General features: G+C 66.7%; 13 protein-coding genes. 3 read left to right on the top strand and 10 right to left on the bottom strand.

All coding sequences use genetic code 11. From position 1 onward, the window contains the following. Window positions 1–41: 41 nt before the first annotated feature. Window positions 42–296 (bottom strand): glutaredoxin family protein, encoded by a 255-nt coding sequence (locus QNN99_RS01775; RefSeq protein WP_229964699.1) that lies wholly within the window; start codon window positions 294–296, stop codon window positions 42–44. A gap of 88 nt (window positions 297–384) precedes the next feature. Between QNN99_RS01775 and QNN99_RS01770 the strand changes: the two genes are divergently transcribed. Beyond that, window positions 385–1,197, top strand: a complete 813-nt coding sequence (locus QNN99_RS01770; protein WP_229964698.1) for an HAD family hydrolase — start codon at window positions 385–387, stop codon at window positions 1,195–1,197. Window positions 1,198–1,279: 82 nt separating this feature from the next. On the opposite strand, the gene QNN99_RS01765 is transcribed toward QNN99_RS01770, so the two are convergent. The 5 genes from QNN99_RS01765 to QNN99_RS01745 form a co-directional block, all read right to left on the bottom strand. After that, the gene (locus QNN99_RS01765) at window positions 1,280–1,378 is read right to left on the bottom strand and encodes a 30S ribosomal protein bS22 (protein ID WP_003792170.1); all 99 of its coding nucleotides are present in this window, start codon (window positions 1,376–1,378) and stop codon (window positions 1,280–1,282) included. A 147-nt stretch (window positions 1,379–1,525) separates the two neighbouring features. Continuing rightward, window positions 1,526–1,738 (bottom strand): helix-turn-helix domain-containing protein, encoded by a 213-nt coding sequence (locus QNN99_RS01760; RefSeq protein ID WP_210227694.1) that lies wholly within the window; start codon window positions 1,736–1,738, stop codon window positions 1,526–1,528. Between the two features lie 194 nt (window positions 1,739–1,932). Further along, window positions 1,933–3,273: an NADP-specific glutamate dehydrogenase gene (gene gdhA / locus QNN99_RS01755; protein ID WP_229964697.1), complete on the bottom strand. Its 1,341-nt coding sequence runs from the start codon at window positions 3,271–3,273 to the stop codon at window positions 1,933–1,935. Window positions 3,274–3,359: 86 nt separating this feature from the next. Further along, window positions 3,360–3,974 carry an ArsR/SmtB family transcription factor gene (locus tag QNN99_RS01750; RefSeq protein WP_229964696.1) on the bottom strand — a complete coding sequence of 205 codons (615 nt, stop codon included), beginning with the start codon at window positions 3,972–3,974 and terminating at the stop codon, window positions 3,360–3,362. Window positions 3,975–4,058: 84 nt separating this feature from the next. Then, the gene (locus QNN99_RS01745; protein WP_442860460.1) at window positions 4,059–5,267 is read right to left on the bottom strand and encodes an acetoin utilization protein AcuC; all 1,209 of its coding nucleotides are present in this window, start codon (window positions 5,265–5,267) and stop codon (window positions 4,059–4,061) included. 141 nt (window positions 5,268–5,408) lie between these two features. Between QNN99_RS01745 and QNN99_RS01740 the strand changes: the two genes are divergently transcribed. Together QNN99_RS01740 and QNN99_RS01735 are read left to right on the top strand one after the other, a co-directional pair. Beyond that, a complete protein-coding gene (locus tag QNN99_RS01740; RefSeq protein ID WP_229964695.1) occupies window positions 5,409–6,818 on the top strand; it encodes a TrkH family potassium uptake protein in 1,410 nt (469 codons plus the stop codon). Next, window positions 6,811–7,479, top strand: coding sequence for a potassium channel family protein (locus tag QNN99_RS01735; RefSeq protein WP_229964694.1), 669 nt, complete (start codon window positions 6,811–6,813; stop codon window positions 7,477–7,479). The genes QNN99_RS01740 and QNN99_RS01735 overlap by 8 nt, the downstream gene beginning before the upstream one ends. 152 nt (window positions 7,480–7,631) lie before the next feature. Here QNN99_RS01735 and proC read toward each other — a convergent pair whose 3' ends face one another. The 4 genes from proC to topA all read right to left on the bottom strand — a co-directional run bounded on the left by proC (window position 7,632) and on the right by topA (window position 13,218). Beyond that, window positions 7,632–8,486: a pyrroline-5-carboxylate reductase gene (proC, locus tag QNN99_RS01730; protein ID WP_229964693.1), complete on the bottom strand. Its 855-nt coding sequence runs from the start codon at window positions 8,484–8,486 to the stop codon at window positions 7,632–7,634. A gap of 43 nt (window positions 8,487–8,529) precedes the next feature. Then, on the bottom strand, window positions 8,530–9,360 hold the full coding sequence (locus tag QNN99_RS01725; protein ID WP_229964692.1) for a sugar phosphate isomerase/epimerase family protein: 831 nt from the start codon (window positions 9,358–9,360) through the stop codon (window positions 8,530–8,532). Then, window positions 9,357–10,394: a Ppx/GppA family phosphatase gene (locus QNN99_RS01720; protein WP_229964691.1), complete on the bottom strand. Its 1,038-nt coding sequence runs from the start codon at window positions 10,392–10,394 to the stop codon at window positions 9,357–9,359. Before QNN99_RS01720 ends, QNN99_RS01725 begins: the two co-directional genes overlap by 4 nt. A 91-nt stretch (window positions 10,395–10,485) precedes the next feature. Further along, entirely contained in the window at window positions 10,486–13,218 is a 2,733-nt protein-coding gene (gene topA / locus QNN99_RS01715) for a type I DNA topoisomerase (protein WP_229964690.1), read from the bottom strand. Window positions 13,219–13,331: the final 113 nt, after the last annotated feature.

Below are 13,331 nucleotides of genomic sequence, written 5' to 3'. Positions count from 1 at the left end.
CCACTCTAAGCCCGAGGCAGGGCGGGACAAAGCCCCGGATCCTAGGCTCCCAGGAGCCGGCGGATCCGAGCCTCATCAAGCTGCCAGAAATCACGCTGGACCCCGTCGATCAGGAGCACCGGTATCTCCTCCCCAAACCGGGACGTCAGTTCCGCATCGCCTTCAATGGACTGTTCGCGCCAGCTGATGGCGAGGTCAGCACGAATCCGTTCCAGAACCGCACGGGCCGCTTCGCACAGGTGGCAGCCCGGCCGGGTGAGCAGGAGGAGATCTGGGGACGTGTCCGAGGAGGTCATACTTCTAAAATAGCCGCCCGGTCCAGTACCTGCGTTCCGCCGAACGGGCGACCGTGACCCCGGCGACTTAATGCGTAGACTCAGGGGTATGCCCCGAACCACCGCAGTACGAGCCGCCGAGCCTCCAGCAGCGGCGGTCAAACCTGGCGAGGCTGCGTTCTTTGATGTGGACAACACCCTGATGCGGGGAGCCAGCCTGTTCCATGTGGGCCGCAAGATGTACCAGCGCAAGGTTTTCACGCTTCGGGAGGCGTTTGGCTTCGCCCGCAAGCAGGCACGGTTCATGCTGCAGGGCGAGAACCTCAAGGACGTGCACTCGGTGCGCGACGCCGCCCTGACTTTGGCCACGGGCCTCGCCGCGGCAGATATCAGGGTCCTCGGCGAAGAAGTCTACGACGAGATGATCGAATCCAAGATCTGGCCGGGAACCCGGGCGCTGACCGAGCAGCACATGAAATCCGGCCGTCCCGTCTGGCTGGTCACCGGCACGCCCGTTGAGGTGGCTTCAGTGATCGCGGACCGGCTGCACCTGACGGGCGCCCTGGGAACTGTGAGCGAAATCGACGACGGGCTTTACACGGGCCGTTTGGTGGGCGAATTCCTGCACGGCCCGGCCAAGGCCGAAGGCGTCAAGGTCCTGGCGGAAAAAGAAGGCCTCGACCTGGGCCGCTGCTGGGCCTACAGCGATTCCTACAACGACGTGCCCCTGCTCAGCATTGTCGGGCACCCGGTGGCCATCAACCCGGACTCCCGGCTGCGCCGGCATGCGCGGGACCGCAATTGGCCCATCTATGACTTCCGCTCGGGACGCCGGGCCGCCACCCTGGGCTTGAAGAGCGCCACCGTGGCCGGGGGCGCCTACGGGCTGTGGCGGGGCTTCTCCTGGGTCAGGTCCCGCTAGCGCCGGGAAGGCGCCCGCGCGTTTAAACAACAAACCCGCCGGCTCCGAAGTGCACGGCGGGTTTGTCCAGGAAAGATCCTGGTTACTTCTTGTTGCGACGCTGGTGGCGGGTCTTGCGAAGCAGCTTACGATGCTTCTTCTTGGCCATACGCTTGCGGCGCTTCTTGATTACTGAACCCACAGAGTCCTCACAAACTTGAAATAGTCAGACGCCGGCTCCAACGCTTCGGCACCGTTGGCACCCGCGCGTCGACACCGGCAGATAGTTGCCACGATGTAAAACGTTCTTTAACAGGGTACCGCCTCGCCGCGGTATCCAGTGACAGCGCTACGCAGTGTCCGAGCGACGGTCAATCACGGCGTTTTTCAGCACCTGCTGGACCGCTGATTCGGGCACGCGGTAGGAGCGCCCGAAACGGACAGCGGGCAGCTCGCCCGAATGCACCAGCCGGTACACGGTCATCTTGGACACACGCATGACATCCGCGACCTCTGACACGGTCAGAAACCGTACGTCCGAGAAATTGCCCTCGTCTGCCATTTGCCTTGAGTTCCTTTGCTGATGTGCAACAACCGGCTGCAATGCAGCGTCAATCCGAAGACGCGGGTGCCTGCTGGGGACTGCCACTGGGTTTAACCGTCCGGTCTTCCACTCTAGTGTCTGAGGTCACCATAGTGGAAGTTCACCCGCCATCTTCAGCCGTCGACCGACCGCTTCCGCCGGGGTGCGGCGGGTTAGATTACGCCTTGGGCGAGCATGGCGTCGGCCACCCGCACGAAGCCGTTGATGTTCGCCCCCACCACGTAGTTGCCGGGAGAACCGTATTCCTCGGCCGTTCGGGCGCAGTTGTCATGGATGTTGACCATGATTTCCGTCAGCCGGCGCTCGGTGTGTTCAAAGCTCCACGAATCGCGGCTGGCATTCTGCTGCATTTCCAGCGCCGAAGTAGCCACTCCGCCCGCGTTCGCAGCCTTCCCGGGCCCGAAGAGCACATTGGCTTCCTGGAAGGCTTCAATGGCCTTCGGCGTGCAGGGCATGTTGGCCCCTTCGGCAACCGCGACAACCCCGGACTTGATCAGGGAGCGGGCGTCGCCGTCGTCGAGCTCGTTCTGGGTGGCGCACGGAAGCGCCACCGCCGCGCCGGCGTCCCAGATGGAGCCGCCGGGCACGTAGGTCGCTGAGCTGCCGCGGCGCTTGGCGTAGTCGGTCATGCGTCCGCGCTCGACCTCCTTGACCTCCCGCAGCAGCGCAACATCGATGCCCGTCTCGTCCACCACGTAGCCCTGCGAGTCCGAGCAGGCCACCACATTGGCGCCGAGCGACTGGGCCTTGGCGATCGCATTGATCGCCACGTTGCCCGAGCCGGAGACGATGACCCGCTGCCCCTCCAGGCTCAGGTTCCGGGTCTTGAGCATTTCCTCCACAAAGAGCACAACGCCGTAACCGGTGGCCTCGGGACGAACGAGGGAACCGCCCCAGCTGACGCCCTTGCCGGTCAGCACGCCGGATTCGTAGCGGTTGGTGATCCGCTTGTACTGGCCGAACAGATAGCCGATCTCGCGGCCGCCCACGCCGATGTCGCCGGCCGGGACGTCGGTGTATTCACCGATGTGGCGGTAGAGCTCGGTCATGAAGGACTGGCAGAAACGCATCACTTCGGCGTCGGACTTGCCGCGCGGGTCGAAGTCGGATCCGCCCTTGCCGCCGCCGATCGGCATGCCGGTCAGCGCGTTCTTGAAGATCTGCTCAAAGCCGAGGAACTTGACGATCCCCAGGTACACGGAGGGATGGAACCGCAGGCCGCCCTTGTAGGGGCCGAGGGCCGAGTTGAACTCGACGCGGAAGCCGCGGTTAATCTGCACCTGGCCGTGGTCATCCACCCAGGGCACCCGGAAGATGATCTGGCGCTCCGGTTCGCAGATGCGCTGCAGAATGGCGGCTTCCCCGAACTCAGGATGCTTGCGGAGCACCGGTTCCAGAGTGTCGAAAACTTCGACGACTGCCTGATGGAATTCGGTTTCACCGGGATTGCGCCGGAAAACGTCGTCGCGCACGCTGATGAGTGTTGAGTCCATGGTTGTTATTGCTCCTTCGAGTATTTCCCACGTACTACGCTAGCGGTCCGGTGCCGGGCCTGCGACGTGTGACGGGGGAAGACGCCCTAGGAGCGACGACGTCGGAACTTCGGGAACTGCCCCAGCAGATCGGCGGCGCGTTCGGCCGCCCTGCCCACGGTGCGTCCCAGATGCTGCGCGGCGACCGGATCCCCGCCGACCGGCTGCGCTTCGGCGCTTCCGGATTCCAGTGCGGCTGCCGCGGCCGCCGCTGCCGTGCGGGGATCAGCTGTGCGGGACTCGGCCATGCGGGAGTCAGCCGACGACGGCCGGCCGGCAAACAGCTGCCGTCCGGTGCGGGCCGTCCCCGAGTTGTTCCCGGCGGGACTGATCCCCGTCGCGGTGGCCACTGCGGCCACTGAAGCGAGCCGTGTGTCGGGAGTCTTTGCCGCTTGGAGCGACGGAAGGTCGAAGGCCCGGAGCCACAGCACGATCTCATCTAGCGGAGCGGTCTGCAGCGAGTAGTAGCGTTTCTGTCCTTCGGCCCGCATGCTGACCAGGCCGGCCTCCCGGAGGACCTTCAGGTGCTTCGAGACGGTGGGCTGGCTGACTTCCAGCTCTTCCACGAGGGCGCCCACGGATTTATCTCCGCTGCGCAGCGCCCCCAGCAGCTCACGGCGGGTGCCTTCCGCAATGACGGCAAAAACATCATCGATGACCATGACACCCACTTTATCCGTTCCCCGGCCAAAGGCCGGTTTCGCTGCCGGGCCGGTCCGCAGCTGCGCCGCCGCGGACCGGTTTGCCTAGTCGAACCAGGGATCAAGGCCATGCAGCGGAAAGACTTCCTTGCGGGTGGCCATCACCGTGCGGTCGATCTCGTCGTTGGGGTCGTAGCCGACTTCCCAGGACCGCCACCACAGCTCAATCCCGTCGCCCATCAGCGGCGGGGAATCCTCCCCGTACCGCTCCTTGACGTACTCCCGCCACGGTTCGGGGACCGGGGTGTTGCACCGGATGCGGCCGTTGGCCGCCACTGACATCAGCAGGCTCCAGGACCGCGGCACCACGGAAACCACGTTGTATCCCCCGCCGCCCGTGGCGATCCACCGTCCGCCGCAGAGGGTGGATGCAAGGTCGGCGATCGTCAGGGCCGCCTGCCGCTGGGTGTCCACGCTGAGCCGGAGGTTGGTCAGCGGATCATCGGTGTGGCTGTCGCAGCCATGCTGACTCACGATCACGTCCGGGGCAAAAGCCTCAGCCAGTTGCGGAACCACTGCATGGAAGGCCCGCAGCCAACCGCTGTCGCCCGTCCTGGCCGGCAGCGCAACGTTGACTGCCGTTCCTTCCGCGCCGGGGCCGCCGGTCTCATTGGCGAAGCCGGTGCCCGGGAAGAGCGTCAGCCCGCTTTCATGCAGGGAAATCGTCATGACCCGGGGGTCGTTCCAGAAGATGCTCTGGGTGCCGTCGCCGTGGTGGGCGTCGACGTCGATGTAGAGGACCTTGTTGGCACCGCCGGCGAGCAGCCGGGCGACGGCGGCCGCGGCGTCGTTGTAGATGCAGAAACCAGAGGCGTGCTCGGCGGCCGCGTGATGCATGCCGCCGCCGAAGTTCACGGCGTGCAGCACATCGCCGGAGAGGACGGCGTCGGCCGCGGCCAGCGAACCGCCCACGAGCCGCGCACTGGCGTCATGCATGCCGGCGAAAGCCGGATTGTCCTCGGTGCCGAGCCCATACTTTTCATTGGTGGACCCCGGATCCGCGCTGACGCTGCGGACCCCGGCAATGTACTCGCTGCCGTGCACCGTCCCGAGCTCCTGGTCACTGGCCACGAACGGCTCGCCCAGGGACACGCCCGGCAGGTCAAAGATCCCCAGGTCCCTTGCCAGCCTGGCGGTGAGGTCCAGGCGCAGCGGACTCATGGGATGGCCAAGCCCAAAGTTGTAGTCCAGCATGGCCTCGTGCCAGATGATGCGGGTCGGCATGACCGGAAGACTGAGTCCGCGGTTGATCATGCTGAACAGGCTACGCGATGTGCGCAATACTAGGAGACTGACACCGCGGCACGCCGCCGGACGCTGCCGGCAGCCGCATCGGTGGTTTACTACTGCGCGGAGCACCGCACCCCATCTGGAACCAAGGAAACAAGCACGAATATGGCACCCATCCGGCAGCCCCGGCTGCAGCTGCGGCAGCTAAACCCCTTGCGGGCGTTCTCCGCGCTGCGCGACTTCGTGGATGCCCTGGCTGCCAGTTCCCCCGCCCGGCTGGCCCTGATTGTCTTCGCCCTGGTGATCCTGCTGTTCACCGCCCTGCTGTCGCTGCCTGCCTCGTCGAGCAGCGGTGACGTCACTCCCCTGCACGACGCCCTCTTCACCGCAGTGTCGGCTGTCTGCGTCACCGGGCTGACCGTGGTGTCCACCGCCACGCACTGGTCCGGCTTCGGGCAGGTGCTGATCCTGATCGCCATCCAGGTGGGCGGGCTGGGCATCCTGACCATGGCATCGCTGCTGGCCCTGGCCGTGAACCGGCGGCTGGGCGTGCGCGGAAAGCTGATTGCCCAGGAAGGCATGAACACCGGCCGCCTGGGGGAAGTCGGTTCGCTGCTGCGCATCGTGGTCACCACCACCGTGGCGATCGAGCTGGTGCTGGCCTTGATCATGGCCCCCCGGTTCATGATTCTGGGAGAGTCCCCCGGCCAGGCAATCTGGCATGCCGTGTTCTATTCAATCTCCGCGTTCAACAACGCCGGCTTCACCCCGCACTCGGACGGGCTGGTGCCGTACGACGAAGATCTGTGGATCCTCGGGCCGCTGATGGCGGGGGTTTTCCTGGGCAGCCTCGGCTTCCCGGTGATCATGGTCCTGCTGCAGAGCAAATTCCACGTCAAGCAATGGAATCTGCACACCAAGCTCACACTGCTTGTCACTACCATTCTGCTGGTCGGCGGCAGCGTCCTTTGGGGCGCCTTCGAATGGTTCAACACCGCCACCATCGGCGACATGAACGTGGCGGACCGGATCCTGCATTCGGTGTTCGCCTCCGTGATGACCCGGTCCGGCGGCTTCAACCTGGTGGACATGTCCGACCTGGATTCCAGCACGCTGGTCATCACCGACATGCTCATGTTCGCCGGCGGCGGCTCTGCCTCCACCGCCGGCGGCATCAAGGTCACCACCCTGGCCGTCATCTTCCTGGCGATCGTGGCCGAAGCCCGCGGTGACTCCGATGTGCGGGCCTTCGGCAGGACCATTGCGTACAGCGCAATGCGGGTGGCCATCTCGGTGGTCGTCCTCGGCGCCACCCTGGTGGCCGTGGCCACGGTGGCGCTGCTGGCCATCACCGCTGAGACGCTGGAGCCGGTCCTGTTCGAGGTGATTTCCGCCTTTGCCACGGTTGGGCTGAGCACGGGACTGAGCGAAGCGTTGCCGCCGGCCGGCAAATACCTGCTCGCCGCCCTCATGTTCGCCGGCCGCGTGGGTACCATTACCCTGGCCGCGGCCCTGGCAACCCGGCAGCGCAACACGCTGTACCACTACCCCGAAGAAAGGCCAATCATTGGCTGACAGACCAGCTCACAACGCTCCCGTCCTCGTCATCGGATTGGGACGCTTTGGCTCCGCCACCGCTGAACAGCTGGTTAAGCAGGGCCGCGAAGTCCTCGCCATCGAGCGCGATCCGAGCCTGGTCCAGAAGGCGTCAAGCCTCCTGACCCACGTGGTGCAGGCCGACGCCACCAACATCGATGCCCTCAAGCAGCTGGGCGCGCAGGACTTTTCCTCCGCCGTCGTCGGCGTCGGCACCTCCATCGAATCCAGTGTGCTGATCACCGTGAACCTGGTGGATCTGGGCATCGAGCACCTCTGGGTCAAGGCGATCACTTCCGCGCACGGCAAGATCCTGACCCGGATCGGCGCCAACCACGTGATTTATCCGGAGGCCGACGCCGGCCGGCGCGCGGCGCACCTGGTCGGCGGCCGCATGCTGGACTTCATCGAGTTCGACGACGACTTCGCCATCGTGAAGATGTATCCGCCCCGGGAAACCCAGGGCTTCACGCTGGGCGAGTCCAACGTGCGCTCCAAGTACGGGGTCACCGTGGTGGGCGTGAAGTCACCCGGTGAGGACTTCACCTACGCGCGGGCAGACACCAGGGTGTCGTCCCGCGACATGCTGATTGTCTCCGGACACGTGGACCTGCTCGAGCGGTTCGCCGCCCGCCCCTAGCTTTCTGCGCGTCCGTCCCGCGGGGTTCTTTCCATCCTGCGGACGTTCCCGCACCGAGAGCGCAGCTATGGCGACTTCCACGCTGGGCGGCGCCATCGCGGCGCACCGAAAGCGCAGCTATGGCGGCTTCCACGCGGACCCGGCCGACGCCGCTACTTCTGCGCGGCCGAGAGCTCCGCGGTGATCTCCGCTGCCCGCTCGGCGGCGGCACGGGCCCCGCGGGCCACGACATCGGGCAGTCCCTGCTCGTCGAAGCTGCGGATGGCGGCCTCGGTGGTGCCGTTGGGGCTGGTCACGGCGCGGCGCAGCACACCGGCATCGGCGCCCGGCTCGGCGAGCATGTAGCCGGCACCGGCGACGGTGTCGCGGGCGAGGACCGCCGAGAGCTCGGGATCCAGGCCCAGCTCCACGCCGGCGCGGGCCATGGCTTCGGCCAGGTAAAAGGCGTAGGCCGGACCGGAGCCGCTCACGGCGGACACGGCGTCGACCTGCTCTTCCGGCACCTGGACCACACGGCCGGTGGCGGACAAGAGCTCGGCGGCCAGCGCCATGGTGGCCTCGGTGGCGTTGGTGCCGGCGGAGATGGACACGACGCCGCGGCCCAGCCGGGACGGCGTGTTGGGCATGGAGCGGATGACGGGCTGGCCGGCGGGAAGCCCCGCTTCCAACAGCTCCAGGGAGACAGCCGCGGCCACGCTGATCACCACGGTGCCCGGACGCAGGGCTGGGGCGATTTCCGCCAAGAGCGCCGCGACGCCCACCGGCTTCACGCCGACGACGACGACGTCGGCGCCCGCTGCCGCGGTGCGGTTGGCTTCCGGGTCATCGTTGCTGGCCAGCACGGTGAGGCCGGCGTAGCGTCCGCGCAGTTCGGCTGCCCGTTCGGGGCGCCGCACGGTGGCGCTCACCTGTGCGGGCGGCATCCCGCCGGCGAGGATTCCGCCAAGAATGGCTTCGTTCATTGAGCCGCAGCCCAAAAAGGTCAGGTGGGTATGTCCGGTATCCATGCCCCCGATTCTGTCACGGCACCCCGCGGGGCTCCGTATCGGGCTACTCCGAGATCTGGCCCAGGTTCATGCGGGCGAAGTCCAGGGTCTGCTTTAGCTGGTCCTCCCGCTCGCCGGCGCCCTTGACCTTGCGGGTACTCACTTCAATGGCCACCACGCCGGTGTACCCCGTTTCGCTCAGGTACTGCAGGGCTTCGGCGCAGCGCTGGGTGCCTTCACCGGGCAGCATGTGCTCGTCGCGCCCGTTGGGCGTGCCGTCGGTCAGGTGCACGTGACGCAGGCGGGAGCCGAGCTTGCGCAGTTCCTCATAGGAATCCATCCCGGCGATCGCGGCATGGGAGAAGTCCCAGGTGACATGCTCGTAGGGTTCCGTCACCGGATTCCAGTGCGGCAGGTAGGCCTTGGCTTCGCGGCCGCGGACCCGCCACGGGTACATGTTCTCCACGGCAATGGTTACGCCGTACTGCTCGGCGATGTGCCGCACGCCCTCGGCGAAGTTCTCCGCGTAGCCGGACTGCCAGCGGAACGGCGGATGCGCCACCACTGTCTTGGCCCCCACCTCGGCGGCCATCGCGGCGGACAGCTCAATCTTGGTCCAGGCCTTGCCCCAGACCTGCTGGGTCAGCAGCAGGGTGGGCGCGTGAATGGCCATGATGGGCTGTGAGTAGCGCTCGCTGAGTGCGCTCAGGATCTGCGGGTTTTGGCTGTCGTTGCTGCCGGTAACCATGATCTCCACGCCGTCGTAGCCCAGGTCGTGGGCGACGGCGAAGGTGTCGTGCACGCTCAGCGGATAGACGGAGGCGCTGGACAGGGCCACCGGGATGAACGGGGCGGTGTCCTCTTCCGTCAGGGAAATCTCTGGTGACGTGGTCATTCAGCTGGACTTTCCGTAGAAGTGGCTGTCAGGGGCGCCATCTCCGGCACCCGTTCCGGGAGGCGGCTGTCCGGCAGGGGGCTGTCCGGCAGCGGGCCGTCTGATTCGAAGCGCAGGGTGTCGAAGCGCTGCAGGATCAGCCCCTCGCGCAGCGCCCAGGGGCAGATCTCGAGCACCGGAAGATCGAAGGCTTCCATGGCCGCGTGGGCCGTCATGGCACCGGCGAGCACCTGCGACGCGCGGATCGGGGACACGCCGTCGAGGTTGCTGCGGTCGCTGATGCTCATGGTTTCCAGGCGCTTGGTCCACAGTCCGAGGTCGGTGCGCTGCAGCTGGCGGCGCACGTAGGGCCCGGCAGCGGACGGGGCGGCACCGGTGATGCGGGCCAGCGAGCGGAAGGTCTTGGACGTGCCGACGGCGAGGTTCGGACGGCCGCAGGCAGCAAACTCCGCCGCGGCTTCCTGCACCGCTGCCCGGATGTGCTTGCGCAGCTTCTTGATGCTCTTGGCCGTGGGCGGATCGCCCGGAAGCCAGTCGCGGGTCAGCCGTCCGGCACCCAGCGGCAGGGACAGCGCGGTCTCGGGAAGTTCGTCGGCGCCCTGCGCCATTTCGAAGGATCCCCCGCCGATGTCCAGGTCCAGCAGGGTGCCGGCGCCCCAGCCGTACCAGCGGCGGACGGCCAGGAAGGTCAGCGACGCCTCGTCGGCGCCGCTCAGTTCCTTCAGCCGGACAGTGGTTTCGGCCTCCACCCGGGCGAGCACGGCCGCACCGTTGGGTGCTTCCCGGATCGCCGAGGTGCAGAAGGAGAGCAGGTCCTGGGCGCGGTGGCGGCGGGCAAACTCCCCGGCTTCCGCCACGAAGCCGATCAACTCGCGCTGCCCCGCTTCGGTGATGGCGCCGTCGTCGTCGAGGTAGGCGATCAGCGACAGCGGCCGCTTGTGGGAGGCAAACGGCACCGGCCGGGCACCCGGATGCGCGTCCACCAGCAGCAGGTGGACGGTGTTGGACCCGATGTCGAGGACTCCTAAGCGCATGACACCATTATCCCGCGCCGAAGGGCAGCTCCCGTACACGGCAGCTGCCCTTCGGCAAACATGGGAACGGCGGCCGGATCCCGTCAGCGGCCTACTTCTTGGCCGGTGCGCGCTTGCGGGCCGCCGGCTTGCGGGCGGCCGGCTTCTTGGCCGGACCCTTTTCGCGCTTCTCCGCCAGCAGCTCGATGGCCTGCTCGCGGGTCAGCTCTTCAATGGCCGTGGACCGGGGCACCGTGATGTTGGTGATGCCGTCGGTGATGTACGGACCGAAGCGGCCGTCCTTGACCACAATGGGCTTCTCCGACACCGGATCCGTGCCGAACTCCGCCAGCGGAGCCGCTGCCTGCCGGCCGCCGCGCTGCTTGGGCTGGGCGTAGATTTCCAGCGCCTGTTCCAGCGTGATGGTGAAGATTTCCTCTTCGGAACCGATGGAACGGGAGTCAGTGCCCTTCTTCAGGTACGGGCCGAAGCGGCCGTTCTGCACGGTGATCTCGTTGCCCTCGGCGTCGGTGCCCAGGACGCGCGGGAGCTTCATCAGCTTCAGCGCTTCCTCGAGCGTGACGGTTTCCACGCTCATGGTTTTGAACAGCGAGCCGGTGCGCGGCTTGGCCTTGACCGGCTTCTTCGGCGGCTTGGGCTTGCCGTTCTTGTAGTACTCCACCGGCTGGTTCGCCAGCTCCTCGGCGGTGACCTCGGGGATCAGCTCGATGACGTACGGGCCGTAGCGGCCGTTGCGGGCCACGATGGTGCGCCCGGTTTCCGGATCCTCGCCGAGCACGCGTTCCTCCGGTCCGGCGGTTTCCATCAGCTCGATCGCCTTTTCGGCGGTCAGCTCATCGGGGGCCAGGTCCTCGGGAACGTTGGCGCGCTCGGGCTCGGTGCCTTCCGGGGCGTCGGCGGGCAGCGGGCGTTCCAGGTACGGGCCGAACTTGCCCACGCGCAGGGTGATGCCCGGCGCGATCTCGATCGAGTTGATCGCCTTGGCGTCGATTTCGCCCAGGTCGTTCACGATCGTGTGCAGCCCGGTGTCCACGCGGTCACCGTAGTAGAACTGGTTCAGCCACTCCACGCGGCCGGCCTCGCCGCGGGCAATGCGGTCCAGGTCCTCTTCGAGTTCGGCCGTGAAGTCGTAGTCCACGTAGTTGGTGAAGTGCTCCTCCAGCAGCCGCACCACGGAGAATGCGATCCAGCTGGGCACCAGGGCCTGGCCGCGGTTGGTGACATAGCCGCGGTCCATGATGGTGGAGATGGTTGCGGCGTAGGTGGACGGGCGGCCGATGCCGAGCTCTTCGAGCACCTTCACCAGCGACGCTTCCGTGTAGCGCGGCGGCGGGGAGGTCTCGTGCCCGACGGCGTTGAGGTCCGCTGCGGTGAGCGCGTCGTCGGCCTTCAAAACCGGCAGGCGGGCACCCTCGGTGCCTTCGGCGTCGTCGTCGCGGGCGGCGTCGCGGCCCTCCTCGTAGGCGGCCATGAAGCCGCGGAACGTGATGACGGTGCCGGAGGCCGAGAACTCGGCGTCCCGGCCGTCGGAAGCAACGGCGCCCAGGCGGACGGACGCCGTCGAGCCCTTGGCGTCGGCCATCTGCGAGGCGACGGTGCGCTTCCAGATCAGTTCGTAGAGCTTGAACTCGTCGCCGCGCAGCGAGGAGGCGACCTGCGCCGGGGTGCGGAACGAGTCACCGGCGGGGCGGATGGCCTCATGGGCTTCCTGCGCGTTCTTGGACTTGCCCTTGTAGACGCGGCGGGCCTCGGGCACGTATTCCGGGCCGTAGAGTTCAGAGGCCTGCCGGCGGGCGGCGTTGATGGCCTGGTCCGACAGCGCCGGGGAATCGGTACGCATGTAGGTGATGTAACCGTTTTCGTACAGCCGCTGCGCCACCTGCATGGTCACCTTGGAGGAGTAGCGCAGCTTGCGGCCGGCCTCCTGCTGCAGGGTGGAGGTGGTGAACGGTGCGGCCGGACGGCGGGTGTACGGCTTGGTGTCCACGGAGCGGACGGAGAACGACGCCGACGCCAGGTTGGCGGCCAGCGAGGTGGCTGCCGCTTCGTCCAGGTGGGCCACGGACTTGGCCTTGAGCTGGCCGAGGTCGCTGAAGTCCTTGCCGGTGGCAACGCGTGCGCCGTCCACGGAGACCAGCTTGGCCTTGAAGGACTCGGCGGCATCGGTGGCGAAGGTGCCCAGCAGGTCCCAGTAGGAGGCGGGACGGAACGCCATGCGCTCGCGTTCGCGCTCCACCACCAAACGGGTGGCCACGGACTGCACGCGGCCGGCGGACAGGCCGCGGGCCACCTTGCGCCAGAGCACCGGAGAAATCTCGTACCCGTACAGGCGGTCCAGGATGCGGCGGGTTTCCTGCGCGTCAACCATGGCGACATCGACGTCGCGCATCTCCAGCAGGGCGCGCTGAATGGCTTCCTTGGTGATTTCGGGGAAGGTCAGGCGGTGCACCGGAACCTTGGGCTTGAGCACCTGCAGCAGGTGCCAGGCAATGGCTTCGCCTTCGCGGTCACCGTCAGTTGCGAGGTAGAGCTCGTCGGCGTCCTTGAGGGCGGCCTTGAGCTCGGCGACCTTCTTCTTCTTGTCGGCGGAGACCACGTAATACGGCTCGAAGTCGTTGTCCAGGTCGACGGCGAACTTGCCGACGCCGGTCTTCTTCAGCTCGGCCGGCAAGTCCGACGGCTGCGGGAGGTCGCGGATGTGGCCCATGGAGGCCGTCACCTCGAAGCCCTCGCCCAAATAGCCGGCAATGGTCTTGCCCTTGGCGGGAGACTCGACAATGACTAACTTCTTGCCGGTCTTCTTGTCGCTCGCCTTAACTGGCACTGTTCTCCTACGTAACAAAGGTGGTTCAAAGGGTAAGGGGCCGCGCCCGAGCTCTGATGCCTGGCCCGGTTCATCCTCAGACAGTATGCGGGATGCCCCAGACCTAGGGTAAC

Origin of the sequence: Arthrobacter sp. zg.Y820, assembly GCF_030125555.1 — a bacterium.
Lineage (GTDB): Bacteria > Actinomycetota > Actinomycetes > Actinomycetales > Micrococcaceae > Arthrobacter_B.
Note: the sequence above shows the minus strand (reverse complement) of the source record. Positions and strands in the feature narration are given on the sequence as shown.

Coding starts and splice junctions, on each gene's coding strand:
- QNN99_RS01770 (WP_229964698.1), top strand. CDS start 385: ATGCCCCGAACCACCGCAGTACGAGCCGCCGAGCCTCCAGCAGCGGCG.
- QNN99_RS01775 (WP_229964699.1), bottom strand. CDS start 296: ATGACCTCCTCGGACACGTCCCCAGATCTCCTCCTGCTCACCCGGCCG.
- QNN99_RS01740 (WP_229964695.1), top strand. CDS start 5,409: ATGGCACCCATCCGGCAGCCCCGGCTGCAGCTGCGGCAGCTAAACCCC.
- QNN99_RS01745 (WP_442860460.1), bottom strand. CDS start 5,267: ATGATCAACCGCGGACTCAGTCTTCCGGTCATGCCGACCCGCATCATC.
- QNN99_RS01725 (WP_229964692.1), bottom strand. CDS start 9,360: ATGACCACGTCACCAGAGATTTCCCTGACGGAAGAGGACACCGCCCCG.
- QNN99_RS01760 (WP_210227694.1), bottom strand. CDS start 1,738: ATGGCAGACGAGGGCAATTTCTCGGACGTACGGTTTCTGACCGTGTCA.
- QNN99_RS01750 (WP_229964696.1), bottom strand. CDS start 3,974: ATGGTCATCGATGATGTTTTTGCCGTCATTGCGGAAGGCACCCGCCGT.
- gdhA (WP_229964697.1), bottom strand. CDS start 3,273: ATGGACTCAACACTCATCAGCGTGCGCGACGACGTTTTCCGGCGCAAT.
- proC (WP_229964693.1), bottom strand. CDS start 8,486: ATGGATACCGGACATACCCACCTGACCTTTTTGGGCTGCGGCTCAATG.
- QNN99_RS01720 (WP_229964691.1), bottom strand. CDS start 10,394: ATGCGCTTAGGAGTCCTCGACATCGGGTCCAACACCGTCCACCTGCTG.